The 22,138-nt window shown below is 67.7% G+C and carries 19 protein-coding genes; 11 read left to right on the top strand and 8 right to left on the bottom strand.

Going from position 1 to position 22,138, the window contains the following annotated elements; translation table 11 throughout:
* Positions 1-22: 22 nt before the first annotated feature.
* Both AC1DK4_RS32895 and AC1DK4_RS32890 read right to left on the bottom strand, forming a co-directional pair.
* On the bottom strand, positions 23-1,129 hold the full coding sequence (locus AC1DK4_RS32895) for a helix-turn-helix domain-containing protein (protein WP_441614177.1): 1,107 nt from the start codon (positions 1,127-1,129) through the stop codon (positions 23-25).
* A 238-nt stretch (positions 1,130-1,367) separates the two neighbouring features.
* The gene (locus tag AC1DK4_RS32890) at positions 1,368-1,586 is read right to left on the bottom strand and encodes a hypothetical protein (protein ID WP_441614178.1); all 219 of its coding nucleotides are present in this window, start codon (positions 1,584-1,586) and stop codon (positions 1,368-1,370) included.
* A 136-nt stretch (positions 1,587-1,722) separates the two neighbouring features.
* Here AC1DK4_RS32890 and AC1DK4_RS32885 point away from each other — a divergent pair, with 136 nt between their 5' ends.
* The 5 genes from AC1DK4_RS32885 (at position 1,723) to AC1DK4_RS32865 (ending at position 8,184) form a co-directional block, all read left to right on the top strand.
* Positions 1,723-2,514, top strand: a complete 792-nt coding sequence (locus AC1DK4_RS32885) for an XpsR family transcriptional regulator (protein ID WP_441614362.1) — start codon at positions 1,723-1,725, stop codon at positions 2,512-2,514.
* A 446-nt stretch (positions 2,515-2,960) separates the two neighbouring features.
* Positions 2,961-4,667 (top strand): hypothetical protein, encoded by a 1,707-nt coding sequence (locus tag AC1DK4_RS32880; protein WP_441614179.1) that lies wholly within the window; start codon positions 2,961-2,963, stop codon positions 4,665-4,667.
* Positions 4,668-4,838: 171 nt separating this feature from the next.
* A complete protein-coding gene (locus tag AC1DK4_RS32875) occupies positions 4,839-5,957 on the top strand; it encodes a hypothetical protein (RefSeq protein ID WP_441643223.1) in 1,119 nt (372 codons plus the stop codon).
* A gap of 400 nt (positions 5,958-6,357) precedes the next feature.
* The gene (locus tag AC1DK4_RS32870; protein WP_441614181.1) at positions 6,358-7,317 is read left to right on the top strand and encodes an EAL domain-containing protein; all 960 of its coding nucleotides are present in this window, start codon (positions 6,358-6,360) and stop codon (positions 7,315-7,317) included.
* Between the two features lie 291 nt (positions 7,318-7,608).
* A complete protein-coding gene (locus tag AC1DK4_RS32865) occupies positions 7,609-8,184 on the top strand; it encodes a nitrogen fixation protein NifQ (RefSeq protein ID WP_477132022.1) in 576 nt (191 codons plus the stop codon).
* 72 nt (positions 8,185-8,256) lie between these two features.
* On the opposite strand, the gene AC1DK4_RS32860 is transcribed toward AC1DK4_RS32865, so the two are convergent.
* The 5 genes from AC1DK4_RS32860 to AC1DK4_RS32840 all read right to left on the bottom strand — a co-directional run bounded on the left by AC1DK4_RS32860 (position 8,257) and on the right by AC1DK4_RS32840 (position 14,654).
* Positions 8,257-10,005, bottom strand: coding sequence for a dipeptide ABC transporter ATP-binding protein (locus tag AC1DK4_RS32860; RefSeq protein WP_441614183.1), 1,749 nt, complete (start codon positions 10,003-10,005; stop codon positions 8,257-8,259).
* A complete protein-coding gene (locus AC1DK4_RS32855; RefSeq protein WP_441643224.1) occupies positions 10,002-10,814 on the bottom strand; it encodes an ABC transporter permease in 813 nt (270 codons plus the stop codon). Before AC1DK4_RS32855 ends, AC1DK4_RS32860 begins: the two co-directional genes overlap by 4 nt.
* Positions 10,811-11,767, bottom strand: a complete 957-nt coding sequence (locus tag AC1DK4_RS32850; protein WP_441614185.1) for an ABC transporter permease — start codon at positions 11,765-11,767, stop codon at positions 10,811-10,813. Before AC1DK4_RS32850 ends, AC1DK4_RS32855 begins: the two co-directional genes overlap by 4 nt.
* Before the next feature lie 62 nt (positions 11,768-11,829).
* On the bottom strand, positions 11,830-13,431 hold the full coding sequence (locus AC1DK4_RS32845; RefSeq protein WP_441614186.1) for an ABC transporter substrate-binding protein: 1,602 nt from the start codon (positions 13,429-13,431) through the stop codon (positions 11,830-11,832).
* Between the two features lie 17 nt (positions 13,432-13,448).
* Positions 13,449-14,654, bottom strand: coding sequence for a C45 family autoproteolytic acyltransferase/hydolase (locus AC1DK4_RS32840; RefSeq protein ID WP_441643225.1), 1,206 nt, complete (start codon positions 14,652-14,654; stop codon positions 13,449-13,451).
* Positions 14,655-14,832: 178 nt separating this feature from the next.
* Here AC1DK4_RS32840 and AC1DK4_RS32835 point away from each other — a divergent pair, with 178 nt between their 5' ends.
* Positions 14,833-15,741: a GntR family transcriptional regulator gene (locus AC1DK4_RS32835; RefSeq protein ID WP_441614188.1), complete on the top strand. Its 909-nt coding sequence runs from the start codon at positions 14,833-14,835 to the stop codon at positions 15,739-15,741.
* 5 nt (positions 15,742-15,746) lie between these two features.
* Here AC1DK4_RS32835 and AC1DK4_RS32830 read toward each other — a convergent pair whose 3' ends face one another.
* Positions 15,747-16,172, bottom strand: coding sequence for an Lrp/AsnC family transcriptional regulator (locus AC1DK4_RS32830; RefSeq protein WP_441614189.1), 426 nt, complete (start codon positions 16,170-16,172; stop codon positions 15,747-15,749).
* A gap of 201 nt (positions 16,173-16,373) precedes the next feature.
* On the opposite strand from AC1DK4_RS32830, the gene AC1DK4_RS32825 reads away from it, so the two are divergent.
* The 5 genes from AC1DK4_RS32825 to AC1DK4_RS32805 all read left to right on the top strand — a co-directional run bounded on the left by AC1DK4_RS32825 (position 16,374) and on the right by AC1DK4_RS32805 (position 21,919).
* Positions 16,374-17,444 carry an ornithine cyclodeaminase gene (locus AC1DK4_RS32825; protein ID WP_441614190.1) on the top strand — a complete coding sequence of 357 codons (1,071 nt, stop codon included), beginning with the start codon at positions 16,374-16,376 and terminating at the stop codon, positions 17,442-17,444.
* 44 nt (positions 17,445-17,488) lie between these two features.
* Positions 17,489-18,607: a succinylglutamate desuccinylase/aspartoacylase family protein gene (locus AC1DK4_RS32820; protein WP_441614191.1), complete on the top strand. Its 1,119-nt coding sequence runs from the start codon at positions 17,489-17,491 to the stop codon at positions 18,605-18,607.
* A 107-nt stretch (positions 18,608-18,714) separates the two neighbouring features.
* Positions 18,715-19,593, top strand: a complete 879-nt coding sequence (locus AC1DK4_RS32815; RefSeq protein ID WP_441614192.1) for an alpha/beta fold hydrolase — start codon at positions 18,715-18,717, stop codon at positions 19,591-19,593.
* A gap of 311 nt (positions 19,594-19,904) precedes the next feature.
* Complete coding sequence (locus tag AC1DK4_RS32810; RefSeq protein WP_441614193.1) at positions 19,905-20,972, top strand: maleylacetate reductase; 1,068 nt, start codon at positions 19,905-19,907, stop codon at positions 20,970-20,972.
* A gap of 71 nt (positions 20,973-21,043) precedes the next feature.
* A complete protein-coding gene (locus AC1DK4_RS32805) occupies positions 21,044-21,919 on the top strand; it encodes an NAD(P)-dependent oxidoreductase (protein ID WP_441614194.1) in 876 nt (291 codons plus the stop codon).
* Positions 21,920-22,138 lie beyond the last annotated feature (219 nt).

The raw sequence follows: 22,138 nt of genomic DNA, 5'->3' as shown, positions 1-22,138 counted from the left end.
CCCTGCGGGTGCGCTGTGTGGCTCAGGCTTGCTGCCGGTGCAGCCACCGGCGGAATTCTTCGCCCTGGAGGGCCAGGGCGGCCTGCCTGAGCCCGGTGTTGCCGGCGTCGGTGGCGTAGGCACGCAGGTCGCTGGGCGACATGCCTAGCGTGCGGCGAAAGGCGCGGGTGAAATCAGACGCGCTGTTGAAGCCCAGGCCGTAGGCGATGTCGTTGACGGCAAGCCGCGGATACCGCACCAGCTCCAGGGCGGCGGCGCGCAGCCGGCTCTTGCGGATATACGCCTGCACACCACCCTCGTCCTCGAACAGCCGGTACAGGGTCGGGCGCGAGATTTCCATCTTTGCCAGCAGGTTTGCCGGGGACAGGCCGGCCTCGCCGGGATCGGCGTCGATCAGGCGGCGTGCGCGCGCCAGCATGGCGCTGCGGGCCGCGGACCTGGCGCTGCCTTCGAGCTTCGCGCCACGGCGAAACGCCGCGACCAGCAGTTCCACACCGATTTGCATGGCATCCGCGGCGGCTTCGGGCGCCATGCGGGGAAGCTCGCGTTCGAGCATCCTGGCATGGTCCACCGCCAGGCGGGTCAGCGGGGTATCGGTCTCGACAATGCGCCCGTGCGCGGCTTCGGCTTCAGCAAAGACGGTGTCCATCATGGCGCGGGGCACGAAGATCGAGAGCGCGCGCGTGGTGCCACGCTGCATCTGGATAGGCTGGCCGAGATCGGTGAGCAGGATCCCGCCGTGGCGCGGCACCGGGTTGCGTTGCATTCCCTCCACCTCGCCGGCGCTGCCTTCCACAAATACCTGTAGCACATGGTGTCGCATCGTATCGGTTGAGATACGTGCGAGGCTGCGCTGCAGCGTCACGCCGTCGCAACGGCTGTCGGTGAAGAGCATGTCGCCGACCAGATAGCGGTCGATGGCGCCGTGAAAGGGGGCGATCAGGCTGTCGCGGCTCACATGCAGGTCCATGACATGACCCACGCGCTGCCGCCAAGTGAGTATCTGGCCGCTTACATTGGGGTTCGCGCTGGCGTGCGCCGGCCCGCCGACTTCGAAACGGCTGTGCTGCAGGCGGCTGGCCTGCGGCGATGCGTTAGCGGAGGAAAGGGCGAGGGGCAGGGGGGACACGGTTGCCGCGCCGTCCTGAGAGAAGAGGAGCGGTGCGCCTGCCCTACTGTATAGAAGAATGGCCGTGCGCGCCGTGGCCGTACCCTACCGCTTTTATGGGATTGCTTTTCGCGCGCGAATTTGCCCTGTGCCGGCATCGGGCGTTACCCCGCTCAAGAAGGGAAACAAGAGTGCAACGAATCCCTCGAAAGGGGGGCGCGCATCGCTCGATTCTCGCGCAAAATCTCGGTCCGCCTAGTTAGTGTTTCGCGCAAACGCGATCAGGTTTCCTTAAGGCGGGGTTCGGCGGCACGCGGGTCATCATGACAAAGACGCCGGACAGCATCTTCCAAAGGGAAAGACTGATCCAGATTGGTTGCAGGAAGGTCAAATCCGTCGGGGCCGGTGTGGCGTCGGGCTGGCAGGTCTCCGATACGAAGCGGGATGAGAGGCGCGGGATTTCCAGCGCGTTGTCCATCCCCATTCAGCGGGTTGTCTCCAGGTTCTATTAGAGATTTGCCGATGCATTCGGGGCGTCTCGTTGCCTTTCGTACAGGTGTGTATTGCCTCTGCGTGTGGCATCTTTAACTCCACCAAGCGGTAGAGGCATGGAAATAGAGCAGAAGACAGTATTTTCGCGTGAGCAGTTGGACGCGTATTTCGCGTCGTACGTTGGTATGGAAGGGGGAAATCCGGGGGCAGCGGTGTGGTTTTGCGACAGCACGCCGCACCCGTGGGTCGAGTCGCTGGTAGCGCCGCTGGTGCCGCGCGAGCAGCCGGGCGCCTGGGATGCCGGATACCGCGACAAGCACCGCGCCAGCATGGAACGCTGGCAATCCCACCAGAAGATCGCAAGGATCATGGCGGCCGCGCGCGCACACACGTTTGGGAGCGCGCCGAGCGAGTGCGACTGGAAGCATTACTTCGACCATCTTCTCTACGCGCCGCGTGGCGCGGAGTTCAAGCTCAGCCTGTTCCCGCTGCCGGCCCATCTGATCGGGCAGACGCCGTGGTCGAAGGCGTTCCGCGGGCAGCCTGCGCTGGTGCCCAAGCAGCGCTACCTTGACCTGTGCCGCAGCGGCCAGCGCTTCGGCTTCATCGATGGCATCCGCCGGCACTGGAAGCCGAAGGTGGTGGTCTGCCTTGGTGAGCGTCATCTCGCGGACTACGTGCAGGCGTTTGCGCTGGAGGATGCGCGCGCTGCCGACTACATCCTGCAGCCCGCCGACCTGGCCAAGACACTGCGCGTGCTGGAGCGCGACGGTACCACCTGGATCATCTGCCCGGCACTGGCCGGCGCGTCGGGACTGACCTCGGATGTGTTGCTCGAGGCCATGGGGCGCTACGTGGCGGGATGGCTCAACCCGGATGATTTCCCGGCGCTGCAGGTACTGCAGCCGGTGTAGCTGCCGCATCTGCACTGTAGCGGGGCTCGGGCGTGTGCATGGGCACCGGCATGTGCTGGTGCTTGCCTGCGCGCGCCTGCGTGTTGCGCCAGAAGCGAGCGCAATGGCCCGGCCCGGGTGCATGGATGCAGGTGGCGCGGCCGCTGCGGCAGGGTCGCGCCATCACGCCACGCGGGCTCCCGGATAACGCCTTGCGTGCAAGCCAATGCTTTCCCCCGCCTAGTAGGGGTGACACGGTAGTTGGGATTGTTTATCTAGTGTGCTGGCAAGACGCAGCATCGGACCGTTGCTGCTGAATCCGCTTGCGAGAGCCAGCAAGGGTATCCGTGATGCGCAGCAGGAGAGGGCAGCGAAGGGCGCCGGCAACGGCGTGCTGCTGTCGTCCGGCGCGCTGGGCCACAGACCATCATCGAAGTATTGAAGTGTTGATTTCAGGAGCGAGAAGCGTGCAAACCAATTTCAGGAATATCTTTACCCTCGGCATCATGGCGTCTGCCGCGGTTGCGCTGGTAGCGTGCGGGGGCGGGTCGGATTCTTCGTCGCCATCCACGCCGGCAGCGGTTACCGTGAGCGGCAAGGCGGTCGACTTCTACCTGTCGGGCGCCACCGTGACCTTTGTCGATTGCGCAAACCAGACGGCAACGACCAGCGCAACCGGCGACTTCACCTTCCCGGCTGGCTGCAGCACGAGCGCGCTGAAAGTCTCCGGCGGTACCGACATCGGTACCAAGCAGCCGTTCACCGGCGTGCTGCAGGCGCCCGCTGTCACCTACAAGGCTGGCGTGACGCCGGTGGTCACGCCGCTGACCACGCTGGTGGCGCAGCTCGGGCCTACCCAGGCCGCCGCGCTGGCTACCAAGCTTGGCCTGTCCGGCAAGGACCTGGCCACGCTGGACCCGATGCAGGACGCAGCGGTGCTCAAGGCAGCCGTGGTGGTGCAGCAACTGATTGACCAGGTTGCCAAGACGCTGACGGGCCTGGCCAAGGGCGGCGGCACGCTGAGCGCGGCCGATGCCGCTGCGGCAGCTGCCAAGGCGGTGGCCACCGCGGTGAACGCCGCCTCGGGCACGGCTGACCTGGGCAGCGCCACGCTGGTGACGTCGGTGGTGACGTCCGCAGTGCAGAACGCCAAGGCAGGCCTGCCGGCAAACCTGCAGGCGAACATCGATACGGTGGCGGCAAACGTGGGCGCGCTGGCCGGCCCCGTCGTCGCAAACCAGGTCGCCAACGTGAGCGCCGCACTGGGCACCATCGTGCTGGGCACCGATCCGGCCGCGACGGTGGCGGCACTGCAGTCGGGCGGCTCGCTCAACGCGGTGATCGATAGCGCCAAGTCCACCACGACGAGCACCCTGATGTCGGCGGTCACGCCCGCGGCGCTGGTCGATGCATCCATCACGGCCAACCTGAAGACGCTCGGCAACGCCGTGGCCACGGGCAATGCCGGCGCGATCCAGAGCGCCGCGACCGCCCTCGGTGGCTCGGTGGTCTCCACCGTCATCACCACCGTGACCGATGCCGTCAAGCCGACCAACTTCATCCAGCTGGCGACCATGACCATCAACGGCCAGACGTTCCCGGTCGGCGATGCGGTCACGGTCACCGGCGGTGGCGCGCTCAGCTCGATCAAGGTGGCGGTGTCGCAGAGCGGCGATGCCTTCGCCGGTGGTGCGGCTGACGTGCGTGCCGGCCTGAGCTACACCTACAACGGCAGCACCGTGAACGTGATCATCGAGAAGGTGTCGCTGACCTTCAGCGGTTCGGCGCTGACCAATGTGCAGGTGCCTGCCAACACGACGTACTCGTTCAGCATCTCGGGTGCCACCTCGGCCAATGTCAGCCTGACCAATGCCGTGGCCGACAACCTGTTCGACAGCGCCAGCGGCGGCTCGCTGAACCTGCCGTTCACCACCTTCCTCGGCAAGCTCAAGAACGCCGGGGCGCTGAGCCAGACGCAGATCGATGCGCTCACGCCGAAGGCAACCACCACCTTCCCGGTGACGTTTGCCGTGGCGGGCCAGGGCGGCAAGTCGGTGAGCGTGGGTGCGCTGGTCGGCGGCAGCCCGCAGAAGACCTCGGTCCAGTCGGTGCAGACCGGCTCGGCAGTCGTCAGCGGCAACGGCATCAAGACCTCGGTCACGCTGAACCCCTGACCGGTGCGTAGCCAGGCCCTCCGCCCGCACGGGGAGGGCATGCCCGGTCATCCGTCGCGCGCCGGCAGGCGCCGCGGCGGATGACTGGCTTTTTTTTGCGTGCAGCGCGCCGGGCCACGACCCGGTGCGCGCCGTGCATGAGGCACGCTCCCCGGGCCTCGGAGTCTCTCTATGGTGTTGTATCCCACGCGCCGGCTCGGCAAGGCCGGCGCCCTGTTGCTGGGCTTGTCATGCGCGGGCGCGGCCAGCGCGGCGCCAGACGATGTGTTCATGCTGGCAGAGCCTGCCACCGGCGAATTCAATACCGTGCGTGTGGAGGCCAGCTATGACATGGTCAACCACACGGTCGATGTCTTCAACCTGCGCGAGAGCCAGGGCAGCGTGCCGGACAACGCCGGCGATTATCGCGGCGGGCGGCTCATGCTGGGCTACAAGTTCTCGCCGAAGTGGTCGGCCTCGGCGACCTACTGGCGGCGCGGTATCGATTACGGTCCGGACAACAACCAGATCGATAGCTGGATGCTGGCCTTGCATTACGATCCGCTGGCCGAACCCGGCGCGCGTGACCGCATCATGATGCGCTTCTCGCTGTGGGGCGACCGCGCCGGCAGCCTGGACCGCTCTTCCGCGCTCAAGGTCAGGAACGCCACCTTCAGCAGCATCACGGTCCAGGACGCCAACGATATCCAGGCCCAGGCAGACGTGATCTTTTCCGGCGAACTCACCGAGCGCAACCAGCTGACCGGCTTCTTTGGCCTGGGCGCCAGCCGCGTCACCATCGGCGGCATCAATACGCGCCTGCAGCAGGGCGGCTGCACGTTCAATGTCTCCATCGGCTCGGACAATATTGCCAACGGCGCGCTGGCCGCGCCATGCCGCGTGGGCAATACCAACCTGCAGTCGGCCTCCTTCTCCACGGACGCCGGGCAGTACGGTCTGAATTTCAATGACGATTTCAACTACGTGGCGGGCTACCTGAACCTGGGTGGCGCATGGCGCTGGAAGTACCAGAACTTCAGCGCGCGGCTGGGCTACCAGTTCCAGTATTTGCTGCGCAGCAACGTCGACAACCGCGCGAGCACTTATGGCTATTCGCCGATCCGCTCGAACCACACGCTGGGGCTGGAGCTGTCGTACGCGGTGGTGAAGAACGTGGAAGTGTTCCTGCGCGGGCAGGCGTCGCTGCACAACTTTGTGGGCACCATCCCGTTCCTCTATAACGCCGCAACGGCAGGAAAGCTCGACCGTTACTACGGCTACGGCTCGATTGGCTTGCGTGTGGGATTCTGATGCCGAGGGGGGAGCGCGCCGTGAGGCCGGCGTGGTATCGCGCGGGCGTTGCCGCCGGCGAAAAAGAGGGGTGCAGGTGCAGGGCGCCCCTGCACCCCTTGAGTGTTTAGCAAGGGGTCAGTCTTGCTGAGATACATTGTGGTCCTCGCTGCATTGCAGCAGTACCCTGCGTTAGAGGGTGGTCCTGCTAACGAGGGGAACTGAAATCGCCCGTAGCCGGCCGCGGACTGAAAGAATGGGGTCGGTGGTATTGCAGTTCGGAAGGTGAACGCGAAGAACAAGAAAAACGATAAAAACGATAAAAACAAGAAAAAACCACAAGAACAATAAAAACCAAAAACCAAGGCGAGATTGGCGTGGTCAGGGAATGGCAGTAAGGATTGGCTTCCGGGAGCTTGAATTGCATATCGCGTTAATCAGTAGCGAGGCGGGCGCCTGGCCGGCAGCACCGCCGCAATCCGCACCCGCAGCGGCAACGGAGGGCAGCCGCTACGATGCCATGGTCCAGCGCATGGCGCGGCTGCGGCAAAGGATGGCCCAGCCCACGCTTGCGCAGCCGGACGCGGACACGGACGCGCAAGGGCGCAGCCTGCAGAGCGACGAGCTGCTCGCGCTCTCCAGGGCCGATCTGGTCGGCGCGATCGAGCTGGGGCATATCTATCCGGTGTTCCAGCCGCAGATCAGTGCGCTGCACGGTGGCATCGTCGGGCTCGAGGTGCTGGCGCGCTGGTCGGACAAGGGCCGCGTGCACGCGCCGGACAAGTTCGTGGAAAACCTCGCCGGACATGGCGTGGAGAACCTGCTGCTGGATCATTTCCTGCGTGCCTGCGCGCGCGTGCAGGCGCGCTTCCCATGCTACTGCGGCCGCTTCTCGCTCAACGTCAACCCGTGCACGGCGGCCGCCGCCGGCTTTATCCCGGCCATGTTACGCATGAGCATGTCGCACGGCCTGGATATCGCGCGCGTGGTGCTCGAGCTCACGGAGCAGACGCGGTTGTCCCGCGAGGGCGAGATGCGCCTGCTGGAAAACCTCAGCGCATTGTCGGCGCGCGGCATGGTGATCTCGCAGGACGATTTCGGTGCCGGCTACGCTTCGCTGCAGGCACTGGGCCTGCTGCCCTTCAAGCAGGTCAAGATCGACAAGACCATGCTGCACCGGGCGCGCCATGCCGAACGCGCGCGGCGGCTGCTGTCGCTGTCGATGGAGCTGGCACGCGCGCTGGAACTGCAGACCGTGGCCGAAGGGGTGGAGAACGACGAGGATATGGCGCTGGCCAGGTCGCTTGGCGCGGACCTGTTGCAGGGCTATGCCATCTCGGCGCCGGTGCCGTTCGAGGGCCTGGACCAGCTGACGCTCTGATCCTGGATTCCGGCTGGCTCCGGTAATACGTGCGGATGGGCGGTGATGGGTGTGGATCGGCGGTGATAAGGCAGGACTGAGCCGCGAAACGCGTGCGGAGTGCGCAGCGCCAGACCCGTGGCGGCAGGTTTGACTGTCGTTATATACGCCGCTATATTTCGGTCACTGGACTACCGCATCTTCCGCATCGACTGCATCTACCGCATCCGGCAGCCTGTGGCCGCAGGTTGCTGATCGCTCTGATCGCGCAGATTGCCTGGCGTGCGGGGTCCGTCTTCACAAGGCCGTGCCGTGAACCAGTCCTTACTGATCCTCGATGCGTTTTCACTCTCCCCGGGTGAGCCGGCGGCGCGCGCGCTGGCCGGGGTGCTGGAAAGCGCCAACGCCGGCAAGCTGCCCCGCTTCGCGCAATGGCTTGGCCTGGCGGAAGCCGAATTCTGGGAGATGCTCGGGCACTGCTTTCCCGGCGCCCGGGAGGCGGGATGGGCACCCGAGTCCGCGCCCGTGGATGCCGCGGCGCTGCCCTGCGAGTTTCCCGACCTGGTGGAGATGCTCATTTCCTGCGGCGAGGCCGCCCGCCCCGAGATGCGCTGGGCTGCGCACGCGCTGGCCAGCGGCTGCTTCGGCGGCTCGCATCTGTGGCATGACATGGGGCTGKCCGGCAGGCACGACGTGTCGCGCCTGCTGCAGGASTACTTTCCCTCTCTATACGCTGCCAACACCATGGACATGAAGTGGAAGAAGTTCTTCTACCATGCGCTATGCCTGCGGCTTGACCTGCATCCCTGTCCCGAACCGGCTTGCGCCGGCTGCGAGAACTATGCGGCGTGTCATGGGGCGCAGACGGTGGCGGTGGTCTGGCGTTAGTCCGGCGGTTTTCCGCTCCCCGGCCCCGCTCCCGTATGCGGGAGCGAAGGCGCGCGGAGAGGACCGGCGCCGCTACGAAGCGCTGACGCTCGCCGGGCGCTCAGCCAGGCCAGCGGCGCCAGCGCCCGCCGCACCGGCCTGCATCGACAGCGGCGCCTGCTGCCCCGGCGCCACATAAGCCGCCTCCAGCAGCGCCCGCGTATAGGCGTGCTGCGGCCGGTCGAAGATATCGGCCACGCTGCCCTGCTCGACGATACGCCCCTGGTGCATGACGACGATGCGGTCCGCCACCTCGGACACCGCGGCCAGGTTGTGCGAGACGAAGAAGCAGGCAAAGCCGTGCTGCGCCTGCAGTTGCCGGAACAGCGTCAGCACTTGCTTCTGGATCGTCATGTCCAGCGCCGAGACCGGTTCGTCCGCCACCACAAGCGCGGGCCGCCGGATCAACGCGCGGGCAATCGCCACGCGCTGGCGCTGGCCGCCCGAGAGCGCATGCGGAAAGCGCTCGCCCAATCCATCCAGGCCCACTTCGGCCAGCATGGCGTCGACCCGCTCGCGGCGCTGCGCGCGGGTCAGCGGCTCGCCGTGGTTGAGCGGCTCGGCCACGATCTCGCCGATGCGCTGGCGCGGATCGAGCGAGGAGTACGGATCCTGGAACACCATCTGGCAGGCCAGGCGGAATTCGCGCCGGGCGTGCCTGTCGCCCGCGCCGACCGGCTGCCCGCGGAACCGGATCTCGCCGCCCTCGAGCGGCAGCAGGCCGATCATGGCGCGCCCCAGCGTGGTCTTGCCCGAGCCCGAGCCGCCCACCACCGCCACCACCTCGCCCGGCCGGATCGCCAGCGAGACCTGGTCCACCGCCAGCTTGGCGGCGGTGCGCGAGAACAGGCGCTGGGTGCCGGGATAGCCGATCGAGACGTTGCGCGCCTCGATCACGGGCGGGGCGTCGGCCACGGCGGGGCGGTTGTCGTCGCGCTGCGGCAGCGCGGCGATCAGGCTGCGCGTATAGGCCTCGCGCGGATTGCGCAGCACGTCGCAGGCGGCGCCGGACTCGACCTGGTCGCCGCGCTTGAGCACCAGCACCGAATCCGCGTAGTGCGCCACCAGTTGCAGGTCGTGCGTGACCAGAAGCACGGCGGTGCCGCTGGTGCGGGTGAGGTCCGCCATGATCTGCATGACTTCGCGCTGGCTGAGCGCGTCCAGCGCGGTGGTGGGCTCGTCGGCGATCAGCAGGCGCGGCTTGAGCAGCATCACCGAGGCCAGCATGATGCGCTGGCGCATGCCGCCCGAGAACACATGCGGATAGGCCGCCATGCAGCCTTCCGGGTCGGCGATCTGCACGCGCGCCAGCATGTCCACGGCGCGCTCGCGCGCGGCCTGCGCCGGGATCTTCTCATGCAGCATCAGGCCTTCGCACAATTGCGCGCCGACCGTCATGGCGGGGTTGAGCGAGACCATCGGCTCCTGGAACACCATGCCCGCCACCTGCCCGCGCAGCGAGCGCATGGTCCGGTCCGGCACGGCGGCGATATCGTTGCCGGCAAGCGTGATGGTGCCGCCGGTGTGGCGCACCTGCGAAGGCAGCAGCCGCATCACGGCGCGCCCGGCCATGGTCTTGCCGCTGCCGGATTCGCCCACCAGCGCAAGCACCTCGCCCTGGGCGATATCGAAGGAGATGCCGTTGAGGATGCGCGCGCCGGCGGCGCTGCGCAGCGTCAGGCCGCGCACGCTCAGCAGCGGGGCGCCCTGGTCGCCGGCGGCGGCCGTGGGGCCGGGCGCCGGACGTTCGTCAGGCGTGGGGGGATTCATCCTGGAGTTCATCCTTGCTCCATGCGGGGGTCGAGCCAGTCGCGCAGTGCGTCGCCCAGCAGGTTGATGCCGAGCAGCGTCAGCGCGATGCACACGCCCGGGGCAATGCCCAGCCATGCGGCGGATTCGATATAGGGGCGCCCGGAGGACAGCATGTTGCCCCAGGTGGGCGCCGGCGGCGGCACGCCCAGGCCGAGGAAGCTGAGCGCGCTTTCGGCCAGCACGACCCAGCCGAACATCGACGTGCCCAGCACCATCAGCGGCGCGGCGCAGTTGGGCAGGATGTGGCGCAGCATGGTGGTCAGCTCGCTGTTGCCGATCACGCGCGAGGCCTCCACGTATTCCTTCTCGCGCAGCGACAGCACGGTGCCGCGCACCAGCCGCACCGCCGTGGGCGTGTAGGCCAGCCCCAGCGCCAGCACGATGCCGTATTTGTTGGCGCCGGTGATGACCATGATGCCGAGCGCCAGCAGGATGCCCGGGAAGGCGAGCAGCGCATCGTTCATCACCATCATCAGGCGGTCGGTCTTGCCGCGGAAATAGCCGGCCACCAGCCCCAGCAGCGTGCCCAGCAGCAGCGCCACCAGCACGGTCAGCGCGGCCACCATCAGGCTGGCGCCGGCGCCAGCCAGCAGGCGCGAGAGGATGTCGCGCCCGAACTCGTCGGTGCCCAGCCAGTGCAGGCCGGAAGGCGGCTTGAGCCGCATGCGCAGGTTCAGGCGCAGGGGGTTGTAGGGCGTCCAGACCACGGAGAGCAGCGCCATCGCCGTCACCGAGGCCACCAGCAGGCCGCCCACCAGTGCATTGGTGCGTAGTTTCATGATGTCGCGACCCGCGGATCGAACAGAGGATAGAAGAGGTCCACCACCAGGTTGACCAGCACGTAGATAGCCGCGGTAAACAGCAGGCAGCCCTGCACCACGGGGTAGTCGCGCGCGAAGATCGCGTCCACCAGCAACCGCCCCAGGCCGGGCAGCGTGAACACGGTTTCGAGCACCGCGATGCCGCCCAGCAGGTTGCCCAGCACCAGCCCGATCAAGGTCCAGGTGGGGGCGAAGGCGTTGGGCAGCACGTGGCGCAGCAGCACGCGCAGCTCCGACAGGCCCTTGGCGCGGGCGTGGGTCACGTACTCCAGGCGCAGCGTCTCGATCGCGCTGGAGCGCGCCATGCGGGTGAGCACGCCCATCTCGATCAGGGTCAGGGTCACCACGGGCAGCACCAGGAAGCTTGCGGCGGCTCGCCAGTCCTGGCTGAAGGTGACGTAGCCCACCACCGGCACCCAGCCCAGCTTGAGGCCGACGAACAGCAGCAACAGCAGGCCCAGCCAGAAGCTGGGGATCGACAGGAAGAAGGTGGCGCCGGCCACGATCACCGTATCGGTCAGCGAGTTCTGCTTCCACGCGGCGATCAGCCCGGCCGGCACGGCCAGCGCGGTGGCCGCGCCCACCGCCACCAGCACGATGGCGGCGCTGACCTGGAAGCGTTCGAGCAACAGCGGCAGCACGGCCTCGCCGCTGCTCAGCGAGTGGCCCAGGTCGCCGCTGGCCATATGCGAGAGCCACAGGCCGAACTGCAGCAGGATGGGTTTGTCGAGGCCGAACTGGGTGCGCAGGTCGGCAAGTTGCTCGGGCGTGCCGGCATCGCCCAGGATGAGCTGGGCCGGGTCGCCCGGGATCAGCCGCATCAGGACGAATACCAGCGCCGCCACCAGCAGCAGCGTGGGCAGCGTCCACAGCACGCGCCTGAGCAGGTAGAGCAGGAAGGACGAAGACAAGGGGTGGCTCCGGTTATTGACAGTGTGCAGTGAGGCGGGCCATCAAGCGCGCCGCCAGGCGCTCAGCGGCCCGCCATCGACACGCCCCAGGCACGCGGCTGGCCCAGAGGCCAGCCCTTGTAGCCCTTCACGTAATCGCGCGCGGCGCTGGTGCGCATTTCCGAGTAGAAGAACACTGCCGGCACGTCTTCGCGCAGGCGGGCGTCGAGGCCGTCGAACATGGCCTGGCGCTGCGTGCGGTCCGACAGGCTCATGCTGTTGTTGAGCAGGCGGATGGCGTCGGCGGTGTCCCACACCTTGCGCGGCTGCTTGTCCTTCGGGCCGATGATCATGTCGTAGGACAGCGACGCGTCCAGCCGCGCGGAATAGCTGAAGGCCATGGCCTGGTAGTCGCCGCGGTTATAGCGGTCGAGCAGGGTGGCCCAGTCCAGCACTTCCACGTCCACGCGCAGGCCGGCCTCGCTGGCCATGGCCTGGGTCAGCACCGCCATGTCGAACAGCGAGTTGTAGCGCTTGGTGGTCAGGATCTTGATGGGCTGGCCACGGTAGCCCGCTTCGGCCAGCAGCTTGCGCGCGGCTTCGATGTCGCGCCCCGGCATGCCGGCCTGCGCGCGGCCGTAGTAAGGGCTGGGGCGCGGGATGGCGGAGCGGCTGGGCTGCGAGCCGCCTTCGGTGATGGCACCGACCATCTCGGGCACATCCATCGACAGCGCCAGCGCGCGGCGGATGCGCACGTCCTTGAGCAGCGGGTCGCGGGTCTGGAACAGCAGGCCGTTGAGGCCCATGGTGGGCACGCTCTCCAGCACCAGGTCGCGGCGCTTGCGGTATTCGGGCAGGTCGTTGTCTTCCACGTCGAAGATCATGTCGACGCCGCCCGACAGAAGCGCGGCCTTGGCCGCCGCCACGTCGGGGATGACGATGAAGCGTACCTTGCCCACCTCGGCGGTCTTGTTGCCGGTGGCGCCGTCGCGCTTGCCGGGCAGCGCCGCGTAGGACGGGTTGCGCACCAGTTCCATGTACTGGCCGCGCTTCCACTCCGAGAACCTGAACGGCCCGGTGCCGACCGGCTCGCGCCACTTGCCGTCGGGGCCGACGGAGCTGCGGTGGTAGATGCCGGTGCCGCCGCAGTCGGGACGCGCGAGCGTCTGGAGGAACAGCGCGGAAGGGCGGTCCAGCGTGTAGACCACGGTAGACGCGTCCTTCGCTTCGACCTTCAGCACCTTGGCCTGGCCGCGCCCGTCGAACTCCGACAGGCAGCGCCAGTTGTTGCCCGGCGTCATGTAGCGGTTCCACGAATACACCACGTCGTCGGCCGTGACCGGCGCGCCGTTGTGGAATTTCAGCCCGGGGCGCAGCACGAAGGTGTAGGTGGTGCCGTCGGCCGAGGGTGTCACGCTCTGCGCCAGCAGCGGCCCCACGGTGGTGTCTTCGCGGAACGCGACCAGGCCTTCGAGCATGTGCGCGACCACCGCATCGCTGTTGGCGTCGCGGTTCACGCCCGGGTCGGTCGAGCGCACGTCGGCGTTCAGGCGGATGCGCAGGGTGTCCTGCGCGGGCTGGGCGTGCAGGCCCGGCGCGGCCAGCGCCAGGCATGCCGCCAGGGTGGATATGGCCGTCAGCAGCCGGGTCAGCGGCCGCGCGGCGGTGGTTCGTCTCGTCTCCATGGCTCCTCCGCGCCGCGTCAGGCCGCCACTGCCCGTGCGTGGGCCGGGGCGGCGGCGCCGCTCCGCTGGATCTCCATATCCAGGCGGAAGGTGGCGAAGGTGGGGTGCAGCGCCGGCAGCATCGAGACTTCCATCACGCCCAGTTCCGGCTCCATCACGATCATCGCCACGGTGGCCGACAGGTTGTTGCTCGAGTTCGGGCGCGGCGGGCGGCAAACCGAATACGGCGTCTCGAAGTCGTCGAACAGCGCGCGCTTGATGGTGTCCACGGTGATGTTGCCGATATGCGGCTGCACCAGCTGGCGCACGCGCTCGTCGCGGTACAGCGAATCCGGCATCTTCTGGATGCCCAGGTCGCGCAGCTTGGTCAGCGCCACCGGGCTCAGCCAGTGGTTGGCATGCACGAGCACGCCGCGCTCGGGCAGCACCTGGAAGGTTTCATCGGGCGCGCATTCGAAGTTGATGGCCACGCCGTCGGCGTGCGCCACCATCATATTGTTGGCGGCGGACTTGGCGGTCACGTACACCGACTGCATGGCAAAGGCCAGGCGCCGCTGCTCCAGCACCTTGCGGCGGATCAGCGCCAGCGGCACGCCCAGCGTGCGGTAATCCCGCTCGCACTCCAGGTAGTTGGCCGTGATCGAGATGCCGGCCGCGTTCATGCCCGAGCGCGCCAGCGCGCCGGCTTCGGTGAAGGTCAGGAAATCGGGGCCGTCGTCGCGCCTGACCTTCAGCACCACGGACGATTCCGCGCACTCCGCCTTCCAGTCCCAGTTCTGCGCGTGGATCACGCGGCCGCTGGCGGTGGCGCCGGGCAGCGCCAGCACGCCGGTGCAGCCGTCCGGGTCCAGCGGCACCGGCTGCTGGTTGCGCATGCGGTCGGCCAGCTTGAGCACTTCGGTGCGCGCGTTGAGCATCACCACGGCGGCGTACTCCACCTGCGCGCCTTCGGCGATGCCTTTCATTTCCTCGATATAGTTCGGGTCGAACGCGGCAATGGTGGGCTCGAAGGTGGCCACGATCTTGCGCAGCTCCGGCCAGCCCAGCTGGTTGCTCTCGAGTTGTCGCGCATAGTGCTCGATGCCGCGCTTGATGCGCACGACGGCCTGTTCGCCGTATTGCCGGCCACGCTCGCGCGGCGCGCCGCTGACTTCGATCAGCGGGCAGTGGGGAACGGTGTCATGGATGGCGGTTTGGTCCGGGGAAGCGGGATGGCTGGTCATGGGAGCGTTTTCGGCGTCAAATAATTGCGTAACTTGCGGAAAGTCTGCGTAAGGGTCTGCGGAAAGTCTGCGTAAAGGCCTGCATAAAGGCGGTAACGGCGCGCTGTCTTGATGGCGTCACGGCAGTGTGCCGTCAGGTGTGCTATAAATAGTGTATTTTGTGAGTACAAAAAAATCAATGGATACTTCACCGGAGATCCCCGAGTCGACTGGACGCGTGCGCCTGGCGCTGGGCTACCGCATTGCGCAGTGGATTCGCGACGAGTCGCTGCAGGCCGGCGACCGCCTCAACGAGCAGCGCCTGGCCGAGCACCTGGGCGTGTCGCGCACACCGATCCGCGCCGCGCTGGATCACCTGGAGGCGCAGGGTTTCGTGCAGCGGCGCCGCAACAAGGGGGTGGAACTGCTGGCGCATCCGCCGCTGGAGGCGCCGACAGAGGCGGCCGGCGAAGGCGGGGATGAATTGCTGGTGCGCATCGCGCACGACCGCCGGCGGGAGATCCTGCCCGACGAGGTTTCCGAGCGCGACCTGATGGAGCGCTACGGCGAGACGCGCGCCACCATCAAGCAGGCGCTGGTGCGCCTGGCCGACCTGGGCCTGGCCGAGCGCCGCCTGGGCTACCGCTGGAAATTCCAGGACTCGGCCTGGTACAACGAGGCGCGGCTGGAGAGCTACCGCTTCCGCATGGCGATCGAGCCGGCGGCCATCCTGGAGCCCGGGTTTGCGCTGTCGCCCGAATGGGCCGCGCGCATGCGCATCGAGCATTCCGCCTTTCTCACGCAGCCGTGGACCGAGGCCTCCAGCGTGGCCTTCTTCGAGACCAACGCGGCCTTCCACGAAGGGCTGGCGCTGGCCTCCGGCAACCGTTTCTACGCCGATGCAGTCCGGCGCATGAACCGGCTGCGGCGCCTGTCCAACTACGACTGGAAGCACGGCCACGGCCGCGTGGAAGTGAGCTGCCACGAGCACCTGGGCATTCTTGCCGCGCTCGAATCGGGCAACCGCGAAGGCGCGGCCGAACTGATGCGCAAGCACCTGGACGTCGCCAGCAGGCTGACGTCGGGCGTGCGCTCCGGCGAAGACTGAGCGCGTCAGGAGAGCTTGTAGCTCTGCAGGTGGATGCTGGTTTCCGTGGCGCTGATGCCCTTGATCAGCCGCACGCGTTCCAGCACGTTGGCCAGTCCTTCCAGGGTCGAGGCGCGCACCTCGGCCAGCAGGTCCCACCTGCCATTGGTGTCATGCAGCGCCGCGATGCCGGGCTCCCCCAGCAGCGTGGCGATCACCTCGCGCGTCTGGTTGCCGTCCACGGCAACGCTCATCCATGCGGCAATCGCATCCGGCCGCGCCTCGGGGCGCAGCTGCACCGTATAGCCCACGATCACCCCGGATTTTTCCAGCCGCGCCATGCGGTTGGTGATGGTCGTGCGCGCCACGCCGAGCCGGTGCGCGAGCAGGGCCACGCTGGCGCGGGCGTCGGCGCGCAGCAGCGCCAGCAGTTGGTGGTCGAAGGCGTCCATGTGGGTCCATATGGGTCGATGTGTCGAAACGAAAGTCGTTGTGGTCATTCTGATGCGATGATAGTATTTTGTTGACACAATAACCACTTCATTTTGGCTTTGCCGGCTGGAAGAATGGGTGTGTTCCGCATAGGCGCCAATACGCACCAAGGCGCACCCATGCGCGCCGACATGCACCCACCAATTCCACCGGAGACCCACATGACCTTGTTCCTTTCACCCAGCCACGTATCGCGCATCGTCGCCGAGCGCGGCCTCGGCCACGCCCTGCGCGGCATGGCCGCCTATATCCGCGAGGATTTCCTGCGCTGGCAGGACTTCGACAAATCCGCCCGTGTGGCCACGCATTCGGCGCTCGGCGTGATCGAACTGATGCCGATCGCCGATGCCCGCCTCTACAGCTTCAAGTACGTCAACGGCCACCCGGCCAACACCCGCGCCGGCCTGCCCACCGTGATGGCCTTCGGCGTGCTGGCCGACGTGGACACCGGTGAGCCGGTCCTGCTCAGCGAGCTGACCCTGACCACCGCGCTGCGCACTGCGGCCACGTCCGCGGTGGCCGCCAGCCAGCTCGCGCGGGCCGGCGCCACCACCATGGCGCTGGTCGGCAACGGTGCGCAGAGCGAGTTCCAGGCGCTGGCCTTCTATCACCTGCTGGGCATCCGGCGCATCCAGGCCTTTGACGTCGATCCCGCCGCCACCGCCAAGCTGCGCCGCAACCTGGCCGATGTGCCCGGGCTGGAAGTGCGCGCCTGCGCCAGCACGGCCGAAGCCGTGCGCGGCGCCGACATCGTCACCACGGTCACCGCCGACAAGGCGCTCGCCACCATCCTCACGCCCGGCATGATCGAGCCGGGCATGCACCTGAACGCCGTGGGCGGCGATTGCCCCGGCAAGACCGAGCTGCATCCGGACATCCTGCGTGGCGCCAGCGTGTTCGTCGAGTTCGAGCCGCAGAGCCGCATCGAGGGCGACGTGCAGCAGATGCCGGCCGATTTCCCCGTCACCGAGCTGTGGTCGGTGCTGGCCGGCCGCGTGCCGGGCCGGCGCGATGCGGGCGAGGTCACCGTGTTCGATTCGGTCGGTTTCGCGCTGGAAGATTACTCGGCGCTGCGCTACCTGCGCGACCAGGCCATCGCGCTGGGGCTGGGCGAGGACGCGGCGCTGATCCCGCGCCTGCCCGATCCCAAGGACCTGTTCGCGCAGCTCGCCAGCCCGTGCGTGCCGCCCGCACCGCCGCGGGCCGCGCCGCTCGCGCAGCCCGTCAACTAAGCCAGGCCCCCCGAGGGCAAGACCCACTAGCGAAGACACACACCATGCAAAGCCAGATCCATCCCCTGATCTCCCCTGCGCCCGGGCTTGCCCTGCAGCTCACCAGCCACCATTTCGGCGACGCTGCCGCCGGGCGCAAGATCTACCTGCAGGCCGGCCTGCACGCCGACGAGATCCCCGCCATGCTGGTGGCCGTCACGCTCAAGGCGCGCCTGCGCGAGCTGGAGGCGCAGGGCCGGCTGCGCGCGCAGGTGGTGCTGGTCAGCGCCGCCAATCCGCTCGGGCTTGGCCAGGCGGTGCTGGGCAGTTTCATCGGCCGCTTCGACCTGGCCAGTGGCAATAACTTCAACCGCGGCTTCCCGATGCTGTTCAAGGACATTGCGGCGGCGGTGGAGGGCAAGCTCACGCAGGACAGCGCGCACAATCTGCGTACCATCCGCGCGGCCTGGCGCGAAGCGCTGCTGGCGCGCCCCGCCGTCAATGCCTTCAAGTCTTTGCAACACGCGCTGATGCTGCTGGCGCACGATGCGGACGTCGTGCTCGACCTGCACTGCTCGCGCGAGGCCGCCATGCATGTCTACACCGGCGATGCGATCTGGCCGGAGGTCGAGCCGCTGGCGCGCTATCTCGGCGCCACCGCCAGCCTGCTGGCGCTCGATTCCGGCGCGCACTCCTTCGACGAAGCGCACAGCTACACCTGGTGGCAGTTGCAGCAGGAATTCGGCAAGCGCTTTCCCATTCCCCACGGCAGCATCGCCGTGACCGTGGAGCACCGCGGCCAGCGCGACGTGACCGATGCCCTGGCGCAGCAGGACACGCAGGCGCTGCTCGACTACCTGACCCATATCGGCGCGATCGACGGCGACGCGCCGCCCTTGCCGCCGCTGCTCCAGCCGGCAACGCCGCTGGCCGGCAGCGAGCAGTTCGTGGCGCCCGCGGCGGGCCTGCTGGTCTATCGCGCGCCGATGGGCGCGCAGGTGAAGGCGGGGCAGCCCCTGTTCGATATCGTCGATCCGGTGGAGGGCACGCGCGAGACCATCGTCAGCCATACCGACGGTGTCTTCTACATGGGCCGCGAGGTGCGCTACGTGAAGCCGGGCGACCAGATCGGCCGGGTCTCCGGCGCGCGGGCATTCCGCGTGGGGAACCTGCTGGGGCCGTGAGGGCGTGCCTGTCTGCCGGGCTACCGGCGGGGGTGGCGCTACACTGCTGCCTGGCTCGCCGGCAGCTGGTGCCGGCCGACTTCTCGCGCGCACGCGCAGGTATCCGGATGCAAGGCACTGTTCCCGATCATTTCGATCATTTGGCACAACCCGATACCGCGGCCGCGCTGGCCGCGGTCGCGGCTCTAGAACGCCAGGCCGGCCGCACGGTCACCGATGCCGGCGGCTGCCGCGTGGTGTGGCGCCGCTTCGGCCAGGGGCGTCCGCTGATCCTGCTGCATGGCGGGCACGGCAGCTGGCTGCACTGGGTGCGCAATATCGAGGCACTGGCCGCGCGGCGCACCGTATGGGCCCCCGACATGCCGGGCTTCGGCGAATCGGGGGACATTGCCAGCGAGCTGCCCCTCATTGCCGGCACGCTGGCCGCCGCCGCCGCGCAATTGCCCGGCTGCGCGGACGGCTTCGACCTTGCCGGCTTTTCCTTTGGCGGGCTGGTCGCCGCCAACGTCGCTGCCAACGTCACGGCCTCGGCCGGCGCGGTGGGCCGGCTGGCCTTGCTGGGTTCGGCCGGGCACGCTGGCGTGCGGCGCCAGCAGCAGGCGCTGGTGGACTGGCGCAAGGCGCCGGACGAGCGCGCGCTGGCGCAAGCCATGTGCCACAATCTCGCCGCCTTCATGATTGCCGACCCCGCGCGTATCGACGCCATGGCGCTGCATGCGCATACCGAGTCTTGCAGGCATACGCGCTTTCGCAGCAAGCCGATCTCGCGCGCGGGCGGCTTGCGCGAGGCGCTCGACCGCTTTGGCGGCGACGTGCTGCTCGCCTGGGGCGAGCACGACGTGACCGCCGAACCGATGGCGGCGGCGCAGGCCATGGCGCAGGGCGACGCGCGGCGGCAGGTGCGCATCGTGCCCGGCGCCGGCCACTGGGTCCAGTACGAAGCGCACGAGCAAGTCAATGCGCTGCTGGACGGCTGGCTGGCATAAGCCGGCCTATCCTCATATCGTCCGACACGCCTCGGTGCCCGCCGGCGCGGCCTGCCTGGCTGGACGCACACGACGGGCGCCCGTAGCGCCCGGCATCGAGGCTGAGCGGCCGGCAATCCGGCCGGACCGGCGATTCTTCCGCTGGCATCAAGAGTGTTTTCCCGTTCGGGCATTTCTTTCCGGCAGGCGGAAGGCTAACGTGCACAAAGATGTTGCGCGGACGCAGGCCTGTCTGCAGGCGCAGCGCAAAGTGCGAAATAAAACACATTGGTGCGGGCGCGGTCCCGACCCATGCGGAGGAAGACAAGATCATGTCCATATCGTTTGTCTATGCAAGCCAGCCCACGCGCGTGCTGTTCGGAGCCGGCAAGCTGGACCAGCTCGCCGCCGAACTCGGGCGGCTAGGCGCCACCCGCGCGCTGGTCCTGTGCACGCCGAACCAGGTGGCGGAGGCCACGCGCGTGTCGGAACAGCTCGGGCCCTTGTCGGCCGGCGTCTACGACGGCGCGGTCATGCATGTGCCGCTGGAATCGGCCCGCGCCGCCATTGCGCACGCGCAGGCGGTCGGCGCCGATTGCATGGTCGCGCTGGGCGGTGGGTCCACCACCGGCCTGGGCAAGGCGGTGGCGCTGACCTCCGGCCTGCCCATCGTGGCGATCCCCACCACCTATGCCGGCTCGGAGATGACGTCGATCTACGGCATCACCGACGCCGGCCTGAAGAAGACCGGACGCGATGCGCGCGTGCTGCCGCGCACCGTGATCTACGATCCCGTGCTGACGACCGGCCTGCCGGTGGCGCTGAGCGTGACCAGCGGCCTGAACGCGATCGCCCATGCCGCCGAAGGCCTTTATGCGGAGGATGCCAATCCGGTCACGTCCCTGATGGCCGAGGAGGGCATCCGCGCGCTGGCCAGCGGCATTGCGCGTATCTTCGAAGCCCCGGCCGATCTCGATGCGCGCGCCGACTGCCTCTACGGCGCCTGGCTGTGCGGCACGGTGCTGGGCAGCGTGGGCATGGCGCTGCATCACAAGCTGTGCCACACGCTCGGCGGCAGCTTCAACCTGCCGCATGCCGAGACCCATACCGTGGTGCTGCCACACGCCATTGCCTATAACGCCAGTGCGGCGCCCGAAGCCATGGCGCGCATCCGCCGCGCCTTGGGCAGCGGCAACACTTCGGCGGCACGCGCCCTGTACGACCTCGCAGCGCGGCACGGTGCGCCGACCGCGCTGCGCGACATCGGCATGCGCGCCGAAGACCTGGACCGCGCCGCCGATATCGCGCTGGCCAACCCTTACTGGAATCCGCGCCCGATCGAGCGCGCGCCGATCCGCGAATTGCTGCAGGCGGCCTTCGAGGGCGCACGCCCCGACTGAGGCGCGCAGGCGAACCAGCACGGCGCAACACAGCGCCATACAACACAGCACGACACACACTGGAGACAGCAATGCAAATCGGCTTTATCGGAACCGGCAAGATGGGTTTGCCCATGGCGCGCCACCTGGCCGCGGCCGGACATGAGGTCACCGGCTTCGACCTGGCGCCCGCCGTGCTGGACGCAGCGCGCCAGGCCGGCCTGAAGACGGCCGCGTCGCTGGCGCAGGCATGCGGCGGCAAGGACATCCTGTTCAGCTCGCTGCCGCACGACGCGGCGTTCGAGGCGGTCGGCGCGCAGGTGGCGGAACTGGCGGCGCCGGGCACGCTGTACATCGATACCAGCACGGTGTCGCCGCAGGCGTCCGCGCGCGTGGCGGCGCTGCTTGCGCAACGCGATGTCCGGTACCTGCGCGTGACAGTGTCCGGCAACAACAAGATGGCCGAAGCCGCCCAGCTCACCGCGCTGGTGTCCGGTCCAGAGGCCGCCTATGAACAGGCCAGGCCCCTGCTGGCGGCGCTCGGGCCGGCCCAGTTCTACCTGGGCGAGGCGGAACAGGCGCGCCTGATGAAGCTGGTGGTGAACCTGATGATCGGCCTGACCTCCGGCATGCTGGCCGAAGCGCTGACGCTGGGCGCCAAGGGCGGCCTGAAGTGGCAGGACATGTGGTCGGTGATCACCGCCAGTGCGGTGGCCGCGCCCATCGTCAAGGCCAAGTCAGCGCAGTTGGTGGAGCATGACTACACGCCCACCTTCACGGTGGACCAGATGCTCAAGGACGTAGGGCTGATCCTGGATGCCGGTGCGGATCTGCGCGTGCCCTTGTCGCTGACCGCGCTGCTCGGCCAGATGCTGCAGGGCGCTGCGGCGCAGGGCATGGCTGGTGATGACTACGCGGCGGTGATCAAGGCTGCGCGGTTGGGGGCGGGGTTGACGGTGGAGGGATAAGGGGGGGTGGATTTTGGTCTTTAGGTGTTTGATATGATGTGATTTGATTCAAGGGATTTGGATTCAAAGTCAACTTCAAGGATTAAAATCTTCAAAGCTTCAAATTAAAAGTCAACTYCAAAGTCAACGGCTTTCGCTCCCCCGGAGCGACCTACTTTCTTTTTTCCGAAAAGAAAGTAGGCAAAGAAAGCGGACTGCCTGGCCGGCAGGGGCAGAAAC

The organism is Cupriavidus sp. 05N38 (genome assembly GCF_056397345.1).
The sequence above is the reverse complement of the archived record's forward strand: the minus strand, read 5'-3'. Positions and strand labels throughout refer to the sequence as shown.